Origin of the sequence: Methanosarcina sp. 2.H.A.1B.4, from assembly GCF_000979385.1 — an archaeon.
In the GTDB taxonomy this organism is placed as follows: Archaea; Halobacteriota; Methanosarcinia; order Methanosarcinales; family Methanosarcinaceae; genus Methanosarcina.
Map to the genome: position 1 here is coordinate 1 of NZ_JJOV01000089.1, position 19,221 is coordinate 19,221.

At 42.6% G+C, this 19,221-nt stretch carries 16 protein-coding genes and 1 pseudogene; 12 read left to right on the forward strand and 5 right to left on the reverse strand.

The annotated features are described in order from the left end of the window. The 7 genes and pseudogenes from EO92_RS14540 to EO92_RS14570 form a co-directional block, all read left to right on the forward strand. Nucleotides 1–198, forward strand: a pseudogene (locus EO92_RS14540) (indole-3-glycerol-phosphate synthase); the annotation flags it as partial. Nucleotides 199–501: 303 nt separating this feature from the next. Then, on the forward strand, nt 502–1,713 hold the full coding sequence (gene trpB / locus EO92_RS14545; protein ID WP_048172636.1) for a tryptophan synthase subunit beta: 1,212 nt from the start codon (nt 502–504) through the stop codon (nt 1,711–1,713). Nucleotides 1,714–1,726: 13 nt separating this feature from the next. Beyond that, on the forward strand, nt 1,727–2,542 hold the full coding sequence (gene trpA / locus EO92_RS14550) for a tryptophan synthase subunit alpha (RefSeq protein ID WP_048172663.1): 816 nt from the start codon (nt 1,727–1,729) through the stop codon (nt 2,540–2,542). Between the two features lie 27 nt (nt 2,543–2,569). Next, nucleotides 2,570–3,682 carry an anthranilate phosphoribosyltransferase gene (trpD, locus tag EO92_RS14555; protein ID WP_082108186.1) on the forward strand — a complete coding sequence of 371 codons (1,113 nt, stop codon included), beginning with the start codon at nt 2,570–2,572 and terminating at the stop codon, nt 3,680–3,682. Continuing rightward, the gene (locus EO92_RS14560; protein WP_048172639.1) at nt 3,679–4,383 is read left to right on the forward strand and encodes a phosphoribosylanthranilate isomerase; all 705 of its coding nucleotides are present in this window, start codon (nt 3,679–3,681) and stop codon (nt 4,381–4,383) included. The genes trpD and EO92_RS14560 overlap by 4 nt, the downstream gene beginning before the upstream one ends. Further along, nucleotides 4,370–6,073: an anthranilate synthase component I gene (gene trpE, locus EO92_RS14565; RefSeq protein WP_048172641.1), complete on the forward strand. Its 1,704-nt coding sequence runs from the start codon at nt 4,370–4,372 to the stop codon at nt 6,071–6,073. The genes EO92_RS14560 and trpE overlap by 14 nt, the downstream gene beginning before the upstream one ends. A 206-nt stretch (nt 6,074–6,279) precedes the next feature. Beyond that, the gene (locus tag EO92_RS14570; protein WP_200896785.1) at nt 6,280–6,882 is read left to right on the forward strand and encodes an aminodeoxychorismate/anthranilate synthase component II; all 603 of its coding nucleotides are present in this window, start codon (nt 6,280–6,282) and stop codon (nt 6,880–6,882) included. A gap of 132 nt (nt 6,883–7,014) precedes the next feature. On the opposite strand, the gene EO92_RS14575 is transcribed toward EO92_RS14570, so the two are convergent. The 3 genes from EO92_RS14575 to EO92_RS14585 form a co-directional block, all read right to left on the reverse strand. Next, the gene (locus tag EO92_RS14575; protein ID WP_048172646.1) at nt 7,015–7,782 is read right to left on the reverse strand and encodes a hypothetical protein; all 768 of its coding nucleotides are present in this window, start codon (nt 7,780–7,782) and stop codon (nt 7,015–7,017) included. Between the two features lie 761 nt (nt 7,783–8,543). After that, on the reverse strand, nt 8,544–9,143 hold the full coding sequence (locus EO92_RS14580) for a hypothetical protein (RefSeq protein ID WP_048172648.1): 600 nt from the start codon (nt 9,141–9,143) through the stop codon (nt 8,544–8,546). Nucleotides 9,144–9,461: 318 nt separating this feature from the next. After that, nucleotides 9,462–10,349: a hypothetical protein gene (locus EO92_RS14585; RefSeq protein ID WP_048172650.1), complete on the reverse strand. Its 888-nt coding sequence runs from the start codon at nt 10,347–10,349 to the stop codon at nt 9,462–9,464. A gap of 1,643 nt (nt 10,350–11,992) precedes the next feature. Between EO92_RS14585 and EO92_RS14590 the strand changes: the two genes are divergently transcribed. From EO92_RS14590 to EO92_RS14610, 5 genes are all read left to right on the forward strand, one after another. Next, complete coding sequence (locus tag EO92_RS14590) at nt 11,993–13,222, forward strand: C39 family peptidase (protein WP_048172653.1); 1,230 nt, start codon at nt 11,993–11,995, stop codon at nt 13,220–13,222. Nucleotides 13,223–13,525: 303 nt separating this feature from the next. Then, on the forward strand, nt 13,526–14,188 hold the full coding sequence (locus tag EO92_RS14595; protein WP_052734379.1) for a UPF0228 family protein: 663 nt from the start codon (nt 13,526–13,528) through the stop codon (nt 14,186–14,188). A 288-nt stretch (nt 14,189–14,476) separates the two neighbouring features. Further along, the gene (locus EO92_RS14600) at nt 14,477–15,910 is read left to right on the forward strand and encodes a beta-propeller fold lactonase family protein (protein WP_048172655.1); all 1,434 of its coding nucleotides are present in this window, start codon (nt 14,477–14,479) and stop codon (nt 15,908–15,910) included. Between the two features lie 218 nt (nt 15,911–16,128). Further along, entirely contained in the window at nt 16,129–16,455 is a 327-nt protein-coding gene (locus EO92_RS14605) for a hypothetical protein (protein ID WP_048172657.1), read from the forward strand. A 124-nt stretch (nt 16,456–16,579) separates the two neighbouring features. Then, the gene (locus EO92_RS14610; protein ID WP_156165846.1) at nt 16,580–16,801 is read left to right on the forward strand and encodes a hypothetical protein; all 222 of its coding nucleotides are present in this window, start codon (nt 16,580–16,582) and stop codon (nt 16,799–16,801) included. Nucleotides 16,802–16,977: 176 nt separating this feature from the next. Here EO92_RS14610 and EO92_RS14615 read toward each other — a convergent pair whose 3' ends face one another. Together EO92_RS14615 and EO92_RS14620 are read right to left on the reverse strand one after the other, a co-directional pair. Continuing rightward, a complete protein-coding gene (locus EO92_RS14615) occupies nt 16,978–17,814 on the reverse strand; it encodes a hypothetical protein (RefSeq protein WP_048172661.1) in 837 nt (278 codons plus the stop codon). Nucleotides 17,815–17,991: 177 nt separating this feature from the next. After that, nucleotides 17,992–18,828, reverse strand: a complete 837-nt coding sequence (locus EO92_RS14620; RefSeq protein ID WP_048133394.1) for a hypothetical protein — start codon at nt 18,826–18,828, stop codon at nt 17,992–17,994. Nucleotides 18,829–19,221: the final 393 nt, after the last annotated feature.

Below are 19,221 nucleotides of genomic sequence, written 5' to 3' on the forward strand. Positions count from 1 at the left end.
TATTCGTCGGCAGCGTCAGATGTGTATAAGAGACAGAGCCATATCATTATAAGCGAGAGCGGGATGAACAGTCCCGAAGATGCCAGGCGCGTGATGCAGGCAGGGGCAGATGCTGTGCTTATAGGGTCTTCTCTTATGGAAAGTGACTCAGTTTTTGAGAAAACTAAAGAATTTGTCCAGAGCTTTTGCTGGCGTTAACAACTGCTTTTCCTTGACTTTCAGGAACTTTCGGCCTGTGGAAATAAGGTTGAAAAATCCGCTTTCATTTCAAAACTAAGGTCATAATTCTGTTTCATAAAATCACAAATCACGAGATCAGGAATCACAAATCAGGAATCACAAATCAGGAATCACAAATCAGGAATCACAAATCAGGAATCACAAATCAGGAATCACAAATCAGGAATCACAAATCAGGAATCATAAATCAGGAATCACAAATCAGGAATCACAAATCAGGAATCACAAGATCAGGAATCACGATACAAGGGAGTAATCAAATTGACAGGAACTGAAGTTTCAGAATCTCAGGTAAAAGGAAAGTACGGGAAATTCGGAGGGCAGTACGTACCCGAAGTCCTCATGCCGGCCCTGGAAGAGCTGGAAGCGGGGTATGAGAAGTACAAAAACGACCCTGAATTCCTTGCAGAACTTGAACATTACCTCAGGGACTTTGGGGGCAGGGAAACTCCTCTTTACTTTGCCCGGAACCTGAGCAAGAAATACGGGACAAAGATCTATCTCAAGCGGGAAGACCTGGTGCATGGGGGTGCCCACAAGCTCAACAATGCTCTCGGACAGGCCCTGCTTGCAAAGTTCATGGGAAAGACCAGGCTGATCGCCGAAACCGGTGCCGGGCAGCATGGAACTGCAACTGCCATGGTGGGAGCGACTCTCGGGTTTGAGACTATCGTCTACATGGGGGCAAAAGACGTCAAACGCCAGCAGATGAACGCATACAGAATGGAACTCATGGGGACCGAGGTAAAAGCCGTACAAACCGGCTCAAAAACCCTCAAAGATGCAATCAACGAGGCGATGCGGGACTGGGTCACCAACATAGGAAACACCCACTACCTGATCGGTTCAGTGGTCGGCCCCCATCCCTACCCGATGATCGTAAGGGATTTCCAGAGCGTGATCGGGCGTGAAATAAAGGAGCAGGCAATGGAAAAAGAAGGCAGGCTGCCTGACTCTATCATCGCCTGTGCAGGCGGCGGGAGCAATGCCATGGGGAGTTTCCATCCCTTTGTCGAAGACAGGGAGGTAAAGCTGATTGCCGTAGAAGCCGGGGGAAAAGCCCTGAAGTGTACGGAAAAAGCAGCTCTCCACTCAGCTTCTCTCTGTGCCGGAGAAGAAGGAATCCTGCACGGGGCCAGGACAAAGGTACTGCAGGACAAAAACGGGCAGATCCTTGAGTCCGAATCCATATCAGCAGGGCTTGACTACTCAGGAGTAGGCCCGGAACTGGCTTACCTTTCAGAGAGCGGCAGGGTTACAGCCCGCTATGTCACAGATGATGAAGCGCTTGAAGCTTTCCACGAACTGAGCCGGCTCGAAGGAATCATTCCTGCCCTTGAATCCTCACATGCCCTTGCCTACCTTAAAAAAGCCGCCGAATCCGGGGAACTTGGAGAGTTTGTGGTTGTAAACCTTTCTGGAAGAGGGGACAAGGACCTGGAAACCGTCCTGAGCCTGAAGAGAGGGATCTAAAATGGAAAGGCAAATGGAAACTGAACTTAGAAGGCAAAGTAGAAGGCAAAAAATTTCAGAAAAATTCAGCGAACTCAGGGAGAAAAAAGAAGGAGCCCTTATCGGCTATGTGATGGCAGGAGACCCCTCCGCAGAAGCAACCACCGGGGTTGTAAAAGCCCTGGCAAAAGGGGGCGCGGATATTATCGAACTTGGTTTCCCTTTTTCAGACCCCGTGGCTGACGGGCCAACCATCCAGGCAGCAGGACAGAGGGCACTTGCAGCCGGCATGGATATTGAAGGTTACTTCGAACTTGTCAGAGCCCTTGAGGTTGAAGTTCCTCTTGTGTGCATGACCTATTACAATCCGGTGTTCAGGTACGGAGTGGAAAAATTCGTAGCCCATGCCGCAGAAGCAGGAATAAGCGGACTGATCATACCCGATATCCCGGTAGAAGAAGCAGCTGACCTGAAGAATAGCTGTGAGAAACACGGACTTGACCTGATCTTTCTGGTCGCACCTACAACGACCGATGCAAGAATCCTGAAGATACTGCAGAGAGGCTCGGGCTTCATCTACCTGGTTTCAAGGCTTGGGGTTACGGGAACCAGGGCGGATGTTTCAGGTTCCACAAAAGAATTGCTTTCCAGGGTAAAAACCGATATTCCGAAAGCTGTGGGCTTTGGGATCTCAACCGGAAAGCAGGCTGCAGAAGTCAGAAAAGCTGGAGCAGACGCTGTAATTGTCGGCTCGGCTTTTGTCAGGATCATCGAAGAAGGGAAAGATGTAAACGAAAAGCTGGAAGCCCTCGTGAGGGAACTCAAATCCGGCCTACTTGAAGCAAATTAAAACAGGAATTTCAGAGGGGGCAGAAGAATGCAGGGAATGAAAGTATATATTAAAAAATTGGAAGAAGGCTGCGATCTGAGTTCAGAAGAAGCCGAAGCCGCACTGGGCGAGATTCTGAGCACAGCAGGGGACGAGGAGATAGGGAAATTTCTGCTCGCCCTCAAGACAAAAGGGGAAAAACCCGAAGAAATCACAGGCTTTGTAAAGGGAATGAAGAAAGTCGCCAATATGATCCGGCCGGACGTTCCTTTCAGGCTTGTGGACGTCGTCGGGACAGGAGGAGACGGGCTTAACACCATCAATGTCTCAACAGCAGCTGCAATTGTGACTGCAGCAGTCGGAGTCCCTGTAGCCAAACACGGAAACAGGGCCGCCACCTCAATGTCCGGAAGTTCGGATGTGCTTGAAGCCCTCGGGATCAAAGTGGATCTTGCCCCGGAACTGGTCAGGAAGACAATAGAAGAGATAGGTATAGGGTTCATGTTTGCCCCGGTTTTCCACCCTGCCATGAAGCGGGTTGCAGGAGTCAGGAAAAAGCTTGGGGTAAGGACGGTTTTCAATATCCTTGGGCCCCTGACCAATCCGGCAGGAGCAAAAGGGCAGGTCGTAGGAGTTTTTGATAAAAGCCTCTGTGAGCCTATAGCTTCTGCTCTTGCTGAGCTCGGGGCCGAACACGCTCTTGTGGTGAACGGAGACGGGATGGATGAGATCTCAAACGTGGGCGAGACCTACGTTGCCGAATTAAAGGACGGAAAAGTTTCCACATACACTCTGACTCCTGAAGCTCTCGGCATGCTGCGGGCAAAGCCCGACGAAATCAAAGGGGGCTCCCCGAAAGAAAATGCCCGTGACCTCCTCTGCATCTTTAAGGGACAGAAAGGGCCCAAGAGGGATCTTGTTATCTTAAATGCAGCTGCAGCCCTGTATGTGAGCGGGATAGTGGGCTCAATCCGGCAGGCAATCCCCATCGCCGAAGATGCGATTGACAGCGGGAAAGTAATGGTCAAGTTCAACCAGTTCCGGAATTTCACTGCAGAAATTTCCAGGCAGGGCAAAAAAGAGGGATCTCGCTCGGGAGAAGCGCTTCTTGCCTCTTCCGACGCATCTGTGTTAAGCCCGGCTTCCGGGGAAAGGGCATGAAAACAAGTCCGAAAACCCGGGTAAAAATCTGCGGAATCCGCAGTCCTGAAGATATAGAACTTGCAGCCTTCTACGGAGCCGATGCCGTGGGTTTTATCACGGAAGTCCCTGTGGAAAGCCCACGGAAACTCGATTCGGATACCGCTGCTGCCCTTGTCTCAAAAGTTCCGAAATTCCTTGATTCGGTAATGGTCATAATGCCTGAAAATTCCACCTGCGCCCTGGAACTTATCGATAAAGTAAGGCCGGACATAGTGCAGATCCACTCCAATATGTCCCTTATAGAACTTGAAATCATAAGGGAAAAAGCAGACATCCCTATCATAAAAACCCTTTCTGTGCCTGCCGGGCGGGGAGCTTCCAAACTCCAGGTTCTTGTAAAGCGACTTCTTGAAGAGGTCCGCGAGCTGGAAGAAAGCGGAGCTGTTGACAGCGTGCTTCTGGACTCAGGGGTTGCCGGAAAAGCTGGCGGTACAGGCTTTGTTCATGACTGGGACCTGAGCCGGAGAATTGCAGAAGAAACAGAACTTCCCCTGATCCTTGCCGGCGGGCTCAAACCCGAAAACGTGCAGGAAGCTATCAGGGCAGTTTCCCCCTATGCTGTGGACACGGCTTCAGGGGTAGAGACCTGCGGAAAAAAAGATGCTGTGAAAATAAGGAAGTTTATTGAAGAAGTGAGGTGTACCGATGCTTTCCTTTGACCTTGGAAAAGATGAATTTCTGGAACTTGTCTCCGGGCTCGAAAAGCCGGGCCTTGTCCAGCTCTTTGCAAAAGTTGAGGCTGGCTGTTCCCCTGCCTACTCTCCCCTCGAACTTTACGGGGCCCTGCGGGTTTCAGGGACAACAGGCTACTCCTACCTGCTGGAGTCCGTTGAAAAACAGGAAAGCAGGGCGAGGTACTCCTTTGTTGGAAACGACCCCGATGCCGTGCTGAAAATAAGTGACCGAAAAATTTCCCTTGAGCTCCTTAACCCAAAAGCTTCTCCTCTCTTTGAAGCGATCTGCGCAAAGATGGAGGAAGTCTGCGGACCGGAAACCGCAGAGAATAAAGAAGCGAAGAAAAAAGAAGCAGAGAATAAAGAAGCGAAGACAAATGAAGGTCCGGAAAAGTTTACAGCTGCAATTCCAGAGGGAAAAGATGTTTTCGATGCCCTTCGCCTGGCTTTTCCTCCGGCAAACGGGATAGAACTTTTTAATTCCAGACGTTTTGAGAGGCAGACCTTCCTGGGAGGGGCTATCGGCTATACAGCGTACGATGCAATCTATGACAGCTGGCTTGGGGTCGAGAAAGGCTTTGAGTCCGACATCCCCGAACTTCAGTACCTGCTCGTTTCAAAAAGTTTTGTCTTCGACCACCTGACTGAAGAGGTCTACATAGTTGTCACCCCCTTTGTAAGCCCGGGGTCGGATGCAGGAAAAGTGTACGAAGAAGCGCTTTCAGAGGCAGAAAGACTCTGCTCCAGAATTAAGGGAGCTCACCTGCCGGAAGATATAGCAAAAGCATCAACCGAAAAGGCAATTGTTTCAGGAGCAAAAGTTTCGAGCCCATCGACGGCATCAGGTCCATGCGTACAGGTCTGCAGCGTTGACCAGGCGGGATTTGAGGAGTCCGTACTCCAGGCGAAAGAACATATTTTTGCAGGGGATATTTTCCAGGTAGTCCTTTCCAGGGAATGCGAGTTCGAACTGGAGCAGTCTTCGTTTGAGCTTTACATGCAGCTCCGGGCAATCAACCCCAGCCCTTATATGTATATCTTTGAGTTTGGAGACCTTGCAATTGTAGGGGCAAGCCCTGAGACCCTGCTGACCGTACACAAAAGCACTGTTATAATAAATCCCATTGCAGGCACCTGTCCGAGGGGAACGTCCGAAGCTGAAGATGAAGCCCTGGCTTCACACATGCTCAACGACGAGAAGGAAAGAGCAGAACATGTAATGCTTGTTGACCTCGGACGAAACGATGTCCGGATGGTTTCGGAAAGCGGCTCGGTAAAGGTTTCCGACTTCATGAAAGTCCTGAAGTATTCCCATGTCCAGCACATAGAAAGTACGGTTTCGGGAACCCTGAGGCCCGAGTGTGACCAGTTCGACGCTTTCAGGGCAGTATTTCCGGCAGGGACGCTTTCAGGGGCTCCGAAAATCCGCGCAATGGAGATTATTTCCGAACTTGAAACAACTCCAAGAGGAATCTACGGCGGTGGGGTTGGGTACTACAGCTGGAACGGGGATGCTGATTTTGCAATCGTTATCCGGACCGTGCTTGTACAGGGCAAAAAGGCTTCAGTGCAGGCAGGAGCAGGCATTGTTGCCGATTCCGATCCCGCATATGAGTTCAGGGAGACCGAGCGAAAGATGGCAGCAATGCTTGCGGCTATCGGCGGAGAACTCTGAGATGAAATATATGAAAGTTTGAGATATATGAAAATTTGAGATATATGAAAATTTGAGATATATGAAAATTTGAGATATATGAAAATTTGAGATATATGAAAATTTGAGATGAGATATATGGAAATACATTTAATGAGGGAGATTTCAGGGAAAATAACTCCGGGAAGTAAATATCCGGGAGAAAAAGCTTCAGGAGGTGTTTTCAGGTGAAGATTGTTTTCATTAACAACAAGGACTCCTTTGTGTGGAACCTGGTAGACTATATTTCGTATTTTGAAAAAGATACCCTGGTCCTTCCCAACACAGTAACCTTAGAAGAACTCAGAGAAATAAAGCCTGATGCCCTGGTAATTTCTCCCGGACCCGGAAACCCTTCGGACCCGAAGGATATAGGAAACTGCCTGGAGATCATCAGGGAAATGGGCAGGGAAATCCCTCTTCTGGGAGTTTGTCTGGGGCACCAGGCAATCAATGTAGCCTTTGGGGGACCTGTCAGGAGAAGTAAAGTGGGGCCGGTACACGGAAAAAGTTCAAGGGTCCTGCACATGGAATCGGCGCTCTTTACAACACTTAAAGAGCAATTTGAAGCAGGCCGTTACCATTCACTTGAGATAGAGAAACCGGCTCCCGGAATAAAGGTTACTGCACGAGCAGAAGACGGGACCATCATGGCAGTCGAACACGCAGAATATCCTATCTACGGCCTGCAATTCCACCCTGAGTCCGTGCTTACTCCCGAAGGATTAAAAATAATAGAAAGATTTCTGGAAATTTCGAGGAACTTTAAAAAAAGACAGCAGGCTGTTTAAAACAGCCCTAAATTTTTCTTTCGGACTTGTATTTATTTAGCTGATAATTCTGTTAGCTGATAATTCTGTTAGCTGATAATTCTGTTAGCTTATAACTTTGCTAACCCACTGGTAGTCTAACCAACGTAGTTATTATTTTTCCTTTTCAGAAGCTCCGGCTTCAGGTTCTTCTGCCTCGCCTTCACTTTCTTCTTCCTCAGCTTCTTCTTCGAAAAATTCATCTTCTGTGAATTCCTCATTGGGCCTGCCTTCGTAACCTGCGGGCTGAAGGTTCTGAAGTTCTGCGAATTCACCTACTGTCTGGGCGATAAGCTGAGGATACTTTTCGATCTGTTCCCTTGTAACGAACTTCCCTTCCTCCGAGGCCTTTATAATTCCTTCTCTTGCAGTTTTTGCCATGTTGCTGAGGTCTTCGAGCTGCTGCCTGTCTGCCAGGTAACTCATCTCCTCAAGTACCAGGGTAGTCCAGAGGGTTACAACTTCCATTCTCTTTGCAACGGCTCCTGATCCTATAGCCTCGAGTGCCTCCACTGCATTTTTTGCAGGTTCAAGCATCTGAAACTGCACTGCCCCTTTCCCTATCTCCTGCACAGCTTTTGAAAAAGACCACATGGCATTTGAAAGGTTTTTCTCAAGCGCAGGTTCTGCAAGGTTTTTAAGGACCTGTATCGTATTAGCTGCAACGGTATCAAGCTTCTTCTGGACGGCTTTATTACCTATATTCCGAAGTGAGATTATAGCCCTTTTTAAATCTGTCTCCAGGTTTGCCATTATCAGCTCTTCGCTGAATTCCCGAAGGTACTCAATATACTGGAGCGCGTCATATTCGTTTTGTTCCCTTACAGCTTTTTCTCCAGATTCTCCAAGTTCAATAGCTTTTTGTTCGTTCAGTGAGAACATGTTTAAACCCCTTTCCAGTCAAATCCTGTTATAAATACCGGTTTTAATAATTAAATTATTTATATCGGTATACTCTGATATTAGTCTTCCTATATTTTTGGAAATTTATAGAGAGTTTTCAGGTCTTTATGATAAAAAGAGATGTATGTAATCCTGAAAATCAAGTAAAAAACTTTTTGAAGCCTCAATAAAACATAATCCAAAGCTTAGGTTGTTCCCTCGTCAAGTGGAAGGCCGGCTTCAGCTCTGCAAAGCGCAGGACAAAAGACATGAGGTGCCTTTACGGATATTCCAAATTGTATTGGCCGACTAATAAAAGACCGAATATTTATTTAAAAGTGAGGTAATAACTTTATTTTGTATATAAATGATTTTATAGAGTCATTGATTTTTATATATGGTTTATCTATTCGGTTCTCTAAAAAGGTATCGGACTAATTAATCCAAACAGTCTAACATTGTTATTAAAGGAAAAGAGTTAAATACATTTCTTGCATAATATATATCATACGAATAAAAAACTCATCCGGGGTTCTGAAATATTTCCCCGTGTGAGTAAAAACAACACAACCTCCATGGCAGGGGAAAGGGTTCAACTCCTTACCTTTCCCCTCTCAGACTAAATTATTAGTGTATCGGGATCTAAAGAATAATATTGGATAGGCATTAAAAACGAAAGGAGTATCCTCTGGATTTAGTCCGGATTAAAAACGAATAAAGAGTTGCTTTTACAGCATCTAGACAAGACCTTTTAGAGTAAATTAAAAATCTTCCATCAGGGCTGCGGCATTTATTGCAGCTTTTTCAAGACCCGCATCTGCAGCGCACCTTCCAATATCCCTGATTAAAGAAAAAAAATCTTCATTGAAGGTTTCAAATTCATTTTCCGAGCCTATGCAAGAATTATGGAGTTCCTTTAAACAAAACTGGCTTTTTATAGCTTCCTTTTCCATTCCCTGCCTGACCGCCTCTTTTCCGACTTCTTTAAGGGAGATAGCTATCAGCCGAAGAGAAAAAATCGTTTCCATATCAGCTGTTTTTTCCCCCAGAGCTTTTAGAGCAAGAGCAGTCTCCAGCACTGCTTCATTAGCCCCGTTTCTTGCTGCTTCCTGCCCGATCAGCCCGAGGGAAGCTGCCGCGTTAAGAACGCCATCTGTCATATTTTCCTCAGCCGCAGCCATCCCCAGGGATTTTATGCACGCGATTGTCTCGCCTGTTACCCCCTGCGAGAGCCGACCTGAATAAAATCTCATCCCAAGCTCACCCAGTTCATCTATTACCCTGAAAAGCCGAGCCTCTTCTCGAGCCCTAACCGCCTCAAGCCCAGGCTCAAGCAGAAGGATTTCTTCTGTTAAAAGCAAATTTAGCCTCCAGTTTCAAGCCGTTATTATAATTTATGAACCCACAGGTTATTACTGTTTCGTATTTTACTGGTATATATTCATTAAATTAAAAGCCGGACTGCAAAAACAGGAATTGGAATAAAAATCTTGTTTAATAATATTTGATTTGAAATGATATGAACTCATAAAGGGAATACAAAATAAGTTAAAAAAAGAAAAGAAATGAAATGAAATGAAATGAAATGAAATGAAAAGAAATGAAAAGAAAAGAAAAGAAAAGAAAAGAAAAGAAAAAAAAGAAAATATAAAAAGTGGTATTTAAGGGGCTCTTCCTAATTATAGGCTTGAATAAACCTTTTTCTGCAGCTCCTTTATCTCCTGAAGTTTCCCGGTGTTTTCACCGGTTTCCGTGACTCCTGGGAATTTAAAGCTGTCAAGAGCCATTTCCGTAACAATAGGAGAATTGGTCAGGACTTTTTCTTCAGCCTGTACTTTTAAGGTTTCAAGCGCCCACTGGCTCTGGAGTGCAGCCTCATGAAGCTTGTTCTTCAAAGAAAGCTTTCCTGTATCTTCAATCGAAAGGGCTACTGAACTCAGCGCCTTGTCAAAGTATTTTTCTGCAGCAAGCTTACCTATTTCCTCAAGCAGCAGAATGGTGCTGATAGTTTCGTCCTCAAGGCTTTCTGAGGCTACCTTTTTTCCGACCTCTCCAAGACAGGTTATTGCGTTAAGCAAAGCGTCTTCCATACCCTGCACTGCAGCAGCAGACCCGATATCTCTTAAGAGCAGGGAAAAAGCAACAATTTCTTCCTGATCTTTCTTCTCAGGAGAGGAAAGGTTCCAGATTTCCATCATGGTAGTAGCAGCTACCTTTGAACCTGCTTCAAGCGAATTTGAAGCTGCTGTTCTCCCCAGCTTTCCTGTTTCTACCATTGTCCTGTTCAGAACGGTTCCGTATCCTTTTTTTGCTGCTATTTTTGCCAGTTTCCCGAGGGCAAGGATTGAGTTGATCGTAACAAGTTCCATTCCTTCCTGTACAGCTGCCTGTGCGATATCCGAAATTGAGAGAATAACCCTCCCGGCATCTGCCTCTTCATTTTCAGAGAGGAAATCTTCTGCAATCCCTGTAAGGGAATCCAGGGCCTGGAAAACTTTGCTCTCATTTTTTTCCTCAACTGAAGATAAACCTATGTCGACTGCCTCTGCCTCGTTTAATGTTATCATTATTTTTGCCCCTCTTTATAAGTCTATATATTAATCAGTCTATAGTATGTAGTATAGTATTCAGGTATAGTATTCAGGTGCCAAGCCTGCTTTCCTGCATATTTATACAATCATTGTTATACTTTTTATGTCACTTAAGACCACTATACAGCATAAAACTATTCAGCGGGATATAACTCTACAGGGTGATATTACCTGGCTTACTCTATGAAATAAGGAGATTATTAGTGTTGCGATTTTGTAATGGAGATGCTTCTTTAAGAAGCACAAAAGGTATATGTCTGTCGGGGAACCTGAACAACATCTTTTCATAGAGAATAAAAACCGCCTTCAAAGTTTCAGAAAAACAGATCTTTTGCGTAAAAATAAATTAAAATTAAAATGTTAAAGGCTACAATTTTTCCTCTTTTCGAGGAAAAATTGCATAAATGGCAGTGTGCCTAATTTAGTGATAACATGGACAGAAAACAGATATTAAGGATTTTAATTCCAGTTTTTACGGTTATCGCTATGACCTTACTTGCGCAAGTTTTATCACAAAAACTCGGAGAAGCTATAACTAAAAATGGAGTACATGATTATCCATTAATAACAATATCATTAGTTGGATTTTTTTCTCTTTGGGTTTTTTGCCTACTGGATACTTGTTAAGTTAGGAATAGATTAAGAAGATTTTGCTAAGTATCTGTTTTTAACTGGTTGTCTATAAGCACATAACACGCGCGTGTGAATTTGTGTGTGCATAAGATAGCGGTTTCAGAAAAAAACTCTTTTAATAAGTTAGACTATCAAATCATATAGGTTCTTATTGCTTTCCATATTTTCTACATAGGTTAATTTTTGAGCTTATTTGCAAGTTTTTTGGTGGGTTTTAGGCTGTTCTGTGGGTTGTGTTGGTATTGTGTTGGTATATAGTATAGTTTTCAATCCATGAGCCTGTAAACATCCAAGGTACCCAATATGTATGCGCACATAATGCGCAGGGAGGCACGGGTATAATGCCTTTCGGCAAATTTAGTGGGGATAACAGTAAATTACGGCATTAAAGAAAGGAAGGAATTACAAGCCTTCTAGGGGTAACGAAGTAAAGAAGGGGCTAAATGTAATAATGTGATGAAGTTCATAGGCTGTTTTTGTGCGGAGCCTGTCAACTTTACAATGTGGAGTGATTTACAGCCCCGGAGAGGATGGCGAACCATAGGAGGGTAGGCAAGATCTCTTTGCCATGAGGCTGTACGTAACTAGAAAAGCCTATAATCGCACGCCAGTCCAAGATTAATAAGGTTCGACAACACGTCGATTTAGATTGCTCTAAGTTAGGATAATTTCTATTTGATACAAACGCTTGAATATAAGTTAGGGCAATGTCCTCATATATGTATCTTCTCTCCATACTATCAAACAATCAAAGGTCAAGAAATAATTTCAGATTCAAAACAAGTATGAAAAACGGATAGTTCGATGGAATGGTCGGAAAGCTTATAAGGAGTCGACTATGAGGAGTTTATGGAGTTCAAAAGTACTTTCCCAATAACCCGAACTCCATAAAATACGCCCTAAGAGGCATGATTTATGTTAGCTTTGCGTGTATTTAAACTTGCTGATCCTGCCTCCTGGGTATAAGATACACAGGAGATTAAAGTATGAACCGTAATAAAATTGGAGTAAGTATACTTGTTTTAGCAACACTGCTGGTTGGTATGGTGTTAATACCGGCAGTAAGTGCACAGGAAGAAAAAGATTATTCTGTAACTGCTGAGGAAGCTTTTAAGCATGCCAATGCGAACATGATAAGTTTCATAGCAGCCGATGTACCAGGCTTTGAAAACTGGACAGGGGCATCTATTGACCCCAAACCAGTTGAGCTTTATGACATAAATGGTCAGAAATTATTTTATCAATTCTCAGTCTATAAAGAAAAAAAATTGATAGGTACGATTGACATTTATGCCGATAAAACGCTGGGACATTCATTCAACGACATTACATTTGATCCTGTACCCTATAAAGCGGCTGAAGCCGTGAAGAAGTCAAAAGAAATCGCCAATAAAAATTACCCAACTGGAGAAATAAAATCAACCAATATGGTTGTATACAGTTATCCTAAAATAGGGGCGATGACTGTGGTAAAGGACAAGTCAGGAGATGAATCCAGAATATTTGTAGACGCATACACCCTTGATGAAGTACAAGATAAACCTGCAACTGAAACCGAGCCTGGTGTTTGGTCAATGTATGAGATGAAATTGGAGAATGGAGTGGAAGAGAATTTAAAGGAATGGGAGAAAAGTGATCAACTCACAAAATCTATAGAACAAGCAGCGGCTAATAAGGGAATTAATATTAATGCGGCAGTCACGGAAGAAAATATTGAAAAACTCAGTGGCGATGCAGTAACACCAAAAGCAAGTGGTATAACACTTCCTGTTCCCAAATATGGACAAGAAAATAGCGTTTACTGTGGTCCAGCAAGTTGTCAAATGATTGGTAAATACATATGTAACATATATCGGACCCAAAATTACATTTATGATTTTCAAGGATGGCATGACCATAATAATCTGAATGGAGGGATTTCAGATAGCGACGCTAGAGATTATTGTTACTATACTCAGCAACAGGGGGGACTAGGGCAGCGGGGCACAGTTATAGATACTACACTTAATCCTATGACCGCTATTGGTGAAATTAACAACAATAGGCCTTTTTTCAGTCTTATTAAAGGGCATTTTAGAGTATGTAGAGGATACTTATCATCTGGTTCATTAGTTTACTTGTATATTATTGACCCCGAGCCTATTGGATCTGGCGAGTATAAAATAGAACGCAGTGGTGAGAATGAAATCAAACGTATATATGTGAGGCCTTCTTAATATTCCTCAGAGGAGTTTGATAAACTTTGGTTTCAATGGTTGATTAGACGCTCTTATATAACCAACCAAAAATTGAAGTTTATCTAAATCCTCAATGCAAATTTTTCAAAATCGCAGAGGATATTCTTGATCATATATCCACGTAATCTTAAAGCAATGAAAAACTGGTCGTATGGGGAGTTACTGAAAACCAAGAGCCTCAAAATCTCTCCTTTTTTTCAAATATGGAGTGTGTGATCGTTTTTTCAGATTTGATCAATGATTCCCTCACTACCGAAAAACTAAAACATATCATAACTTGCGGTGGTAGAAATGAGTAATATTAAAAAGGAAATTACTGTCGTTATTGTTTTGCTGAGTTTCTTAATCTTATGGGTACTATTTACACAAGCTCCAATTAATACATTTACTCCAGTTAATACATCTACTCCAGTTAATACATCTACTCCAGTTAATACATCTACTATAGCTAATACGTCTACTCCGGATCCTGAATCGCAAGTAGCTGGTATGGCTATTCAATTTAAAAATGGAACTTCTGAATCAGAAGTAAAAGCCATTCTTCAAAACTATAACATGACCAGGAACTATAGAATAACATATGATACTAATTCTATGGATAAATATTATATAATGGTGGACAAAGACAAAATTACGGCTGTAAAAGAAATTGAGAATATGGTGACCTGGAATGCTTCTACCATTATAAGAGGAAATTATTATATAATTAAGGTGCCTGAAAAAGCCATTTACTATAAAAGTTTTTTAGAGACTTTAGATAAACATGATATTCAGTTGAAAAAGTTTGTTTGGTGTGATATTCGTTTTCTTTATAGTGATGGACCTCTGACGTACTGGATTCCGAAAGAAGAGGCGATAAGGATAAAAAGTGAGCTCGAACAAAATGAAAATATATTTACAGTACAGTTTTATTATCTTTATCCTCCATGTAACCCCACGACCTAAGAGACTGTCTTAAAGCCTATCCAAAAAATGATTACCTGTTATAACTTTTATAAGATACAATATGCAAAACCGGAACGGATACTCTAATATTATAGACTTATAACTTTCACAACATGCCATTAATGACTTTTCGGACAGTCTCAATCTGGAAAAAATCAGCCTTAAGATAAACGTATCTAATGTAGATTTGTTTGTTATACATTTTAAAGTTAGAAAACCATGAACAAAATTCAGGAGAGAGCCACTGATGTTGTTGCTTTTTAATAAGTCCATAAGTTGGGATTTAAAATGAACGGAATAACATTTGATAAAACATATCGAGAGAATACTCTCATAAAAGTTTTGGGAATAACTTCACTTACGATTTTAATATTGGCTGGTGTAGCATGTGCAGCTCCATTTGCATATGTAACAAATCTGGGAGATTATAATCAGAGAGGTTATTATCACGATACGGATTATAATGGTACTGTTCCTACTCCTAGTGTCGCTGTAATTGACACAGCAACTAACAATGTTACAGCCAGAGTACCTCTTGGAGGAGGGTGGCCTGTAGGAGTTGCAGTCAACCCTGCAGGAACAAAGTTATATGTGGCAGACTCACCTATGGTCGTCTCTACTGTCTATGTAATTGACATAGCCACAAATACAGTTAGTGCCAAAGTGAATCTAGGAAGTAGTTATCCTTCGGGAGTTACAGTTAATCCTGCAGGAACAAGAGTTTATGTGACGAAGCAGCGCGACAACACCGATATCTCTGTAATTAACACAGCGACAAACACTTTAATGGCACCGATTATTGTGGGGCCGAGTACTTATAGTATTGCATTTACACCGGATGGGAAAAAAATCTACGCTACAAACACTTTCAACAACACTATTTATGCAATTGATGCAGCTACAAACAAAATTACAGCCAATATATCTGTAGGAGACAGTCCTTATGAAGGTGTAGTCACACCGGACGGAAAAAAGGTATACGTACCTAACTATGACAGCAACACTGTCTCTGTAATTGACACAGCCACGGATACTGTAATAACCACTGTGCCTGTAGGAAGCTTACCTAGTCGTGTTGCAGTCACTTCTGATGGAAATAAAGTATATGTAGCTAACAATAACACTGTTTCTGTAATTGACACAGCCGCAGATACTGTAATAGCCACCGTGCCTGTAGGAACTTCTTCTCATGAAATTGTAATCAGTCCAGATGGAAATAAGGTATATTTGGGAAACTTCTACAATAAAAGCGTCACTGTAATTAATACAAAAACAAATACCATCACAGCCAGAGTGCCTGTAGGAGAATGGCCAATGGGAATTGCAGTCACACCGGACGGAAAAAAGGTATATGTGGCAAATGGCGAAAGCGACAATGTATCCGTAATTGACACAGACACAGACACTGTTACGGCTACGGTGAATGCAGGAATCTATCCTACTAGGGTTGTAATTGTGCCTTTTATGGATTCTGATATGACTGCCCAAAGTACAGGGGCAACCTCCAGTTCAACTGAAGATATAGGAGTCGAAGAAACTAATTTATCATCTGAAGAAATAAACGTTGCCGAACTTAATAATTCAAACAAAAATAACTCTGAATCTGATACTGTTAATAGCTCAAACGGAAATGAATCGAGCAAAAATAACTCTACTCCAGGTTTCGGATTATTGGGGAGCTTGACCTGCATGTATGGAGTGCGGAAATTCAAGAAAAAGTGATGTAGAGCTTAGATAATCAGATTGCGGCTTTTTCAATGAAACAACATGACTGAGAGGGAAATTTGTAATTTATATCATTGTCTGGATCGAATAAATTACCCTATCTTTTTCTATGCTTATTCTTAAGTCTAATGATTTGTAGGTTTTGATAGTGCAATCCTATAACTATATATTGCTTTTGAGAATTTTATACATTTAGCAAAAAATAACTATGGTTTATGGATCTATCTATTGACTATGTTCAAAAATATCCTAAGACTAATGCCTTGAAACTTCGCATGATGTTTGCGGTTTTTCGCGATCCCGATGGCACAATAACCTGCCGGGAGATTGCCGATACACCTGGCATCCCGGCAGGCAATGTGAGCAGATTGATGCGCAATTATAGAAAAAAAGAGTGTGGATATTCCCGCAGGCTGAAACCAGACAAAGGTACAAAAGCCTACAAGTACAGGCTGACCAAAAAAGGCGCGCTATATCTTGTGAAATATGCCAAAAGAGTGTACTACTGTCTAGAAAATTTAGTTCTATGTCCTCGGAATTAAGAAAGGGACTACGGATGATGTATTGTCTAAGCATTAAAGCCCAGTAATTAAATTGCCATGACACTACGGCTATGACTTGAATTTGGACGCCCGGAAGATCACCCGGATGTCGAGTTACTCAGAAATGCAGCAAAAGAAGCAAGAAGAGTTTCTGAAAAGGCGGGCAGAATTTGAACGCACTGGTATACAGCCACCTGCGAAGCCAAAAGAAACATGGGATGAATGGATTCAGTTTGCCGATGTCGATCTGGTGGATTACATAGGCACCACAAAAAGAGGCGCTCTGAAGGTTGAATTAACAAAGGGCGGACTGAAACAAAAAACAGTCAATTTTGCTTTATTTTAACTAGTCCGTTCAATTTTAAACTAGTAGGTATTCTGCAATTCAGTTTTAGCCATATTTTACATATTTCTACTTCTTACTATTTGGCATGAAAGTATGTGATAAACAAATATTCACGTACTTTCATGCCAAAGTAAAGAAATTATTATTGAATGTTGGGCCTTTTCAGTCAAACTCACTCATTCAAAAGATTCGGCTTCGTGTAGGTACTCAGAACCATTAAAGGTTTCAATAGAAAGTTTTGCTACAAGCATATAACTTACCAGAAACTTTTCTTTTGGCTCAAGCATCATCGTTCCAAGTGCATCAGCAGCCTTTATAATAATATTTTCGAAATTTCTGAAATCGGCATTAATAAACTGGGGTTCAGAAGAAACAGGCATATGCTGGAGAGAATAGATATCTCCCCTGTGTTCCATAAGGAAGCCCAGAGTACCCTGAAGTTCATCAGAGAAGAATGGCTCATCCCTGGCCAGAGGGAGAGACTGAAGTATGCCTGATGCAGGAGAAAGAAGGCCTCCGTTCTCCGGAACCCTGGAGATCTTTTGCCTGGATGTTTCTTTTCCTATATCTCCTATCGCAAGAGAAGATACGAGAGATTCTCTTTTCATCTGGTGAAGGGACGCGGAGCTTGCAATCTCTCCGAGGTAAGCAACTGCGATCCTGACTGCCGCTTCCATTTCCTGTCCAACTGCGGACTTTCCTACTGCATGGAGAGAGTAAATTATACTGAAACCCGTATCGGACATTTTCTGTTCTCTTGCGGCCTCAGCCATCCTCCCCAGGGAAATGAGGGAAATTAAAACCCCAAGTTCCATTTTTTGAAGGGCAGCTGCATTTCCAATGTCTCTTATGCTGATTATGGCCCTTTTCGCATCGGGCTCAAGCCCTTTATTTATGTATTTCGTTCCCTGTTCAGTTAAAAAATCTATGGATCTCAGTACACCCAGTTCATCATTATCCTTAACCGAGCTTAAGCCAAGGTCTATTGCTCTGGCTTCGTTTAAAATAGACATTTGGATTACCCCAATTTTCTTATATCCGGAAAAACATCTCAATGTCAGACAGTCTTGCCGGCATTCAAGCCTCTTCTATATAGAAGCAGATGATGCGTAGTTCAAGATGATACTTAGTTCAGGTACTCATTGAGTTTTTGCCCGGACTGTTCCTTTAAAGGATTCGAAAAAAATTCCTCAATCAATATCAGGAAACTTTCTCTTTCTTCTCAAATTTTTGTTCAGTTTTTCTTCCAGCTTTTCGAGACCTAAATCATCAAAATGCATGAGAGCTACTTCGGCTATAATAGATGCACTCACAAGATAGCGGTCCTGGGCATCAAACTTGATGGTTTCAAGAGAATAAGCTGCCTGAAGTAGTACCCTTTCAAGTCCCTGCCTGTCGGCAGTCCTCCCAATATCCCCGAGTAAACGCACACTTGTGTCAGCAGTTTCTTTAAGGTTTTTTTCAATTGCCCCGGTCCCTATTTCCTGCAACAGAAGTTCGGCGTTTAATGCTGCATCTTCGAAGTTCTGGCTTGCCGCAATTTTCCCCGTTTCCCCAAGTAAAGCCACTGTGCAATTTGCGGCATCCCCCAGGCTTTGATTTGTTACACTTTTTCCAATTTCCCCTAGAGCGAAAATGACTGCTATTGTTTCTTTTCGGGTTCTTGTGAAGGCTGCAGTATTTCCCATTTCTCCAAGGCAGGAAGCTGCAATCTTTGCGGGAACCTCCATTTTCTGTCCCCCTGCCGTCTTTCCGATTTCACCAATAGCAAGAGCTATATTGACAACGGCATTTTCCATCCCTTGCCTGCAAGCCTCTTTTGCAACAGGGGAATAAAGAAGAAGGGCATTTGTAACAACCATTTCTAATCCAGCGAGAGCTGACGCTATTCCGATCTCTTTTATACGTTTGATTAATCTTTTAGTATCACTTTCCAGTCCTTCTTTTGCATATTTTACTGCAAGTTCTGACAGGTAGTAAAGGACCTCAACTATACTGGCTTCGTTTTTTTCATCTACCGAAGTCATCCCTATCTCTAACGCCTCGTCTTCATCAAGCGGTAGAATCCTTCATACCCCCAGATTAGCTCTTAATTAAGTATGGATACGTGAGGATATTAGCTTTGTTATGAAAGAGAGAAGAAAAGTAATCTGAAGAATTCTCACTCTTTTTCTTAAATGGAAAGAAGAAAATTGTTTGATCCTGTCTGGTATCCCCCAGATATATCTCAAAATGGGCAAATCCGCCTTATAAAAAACTTATATATATTATTATACGGTAATATTATTCCGGTTGCTCGCGAGTAAATAAAAACCACATTTCACACACACGAGAATCGAAACGATTACTTTAGGAGCGTCTAAGGCTAATCCCTGTCATTTTAATGGCGGGATACAGCCGTCAACTCTTCAATAATACGC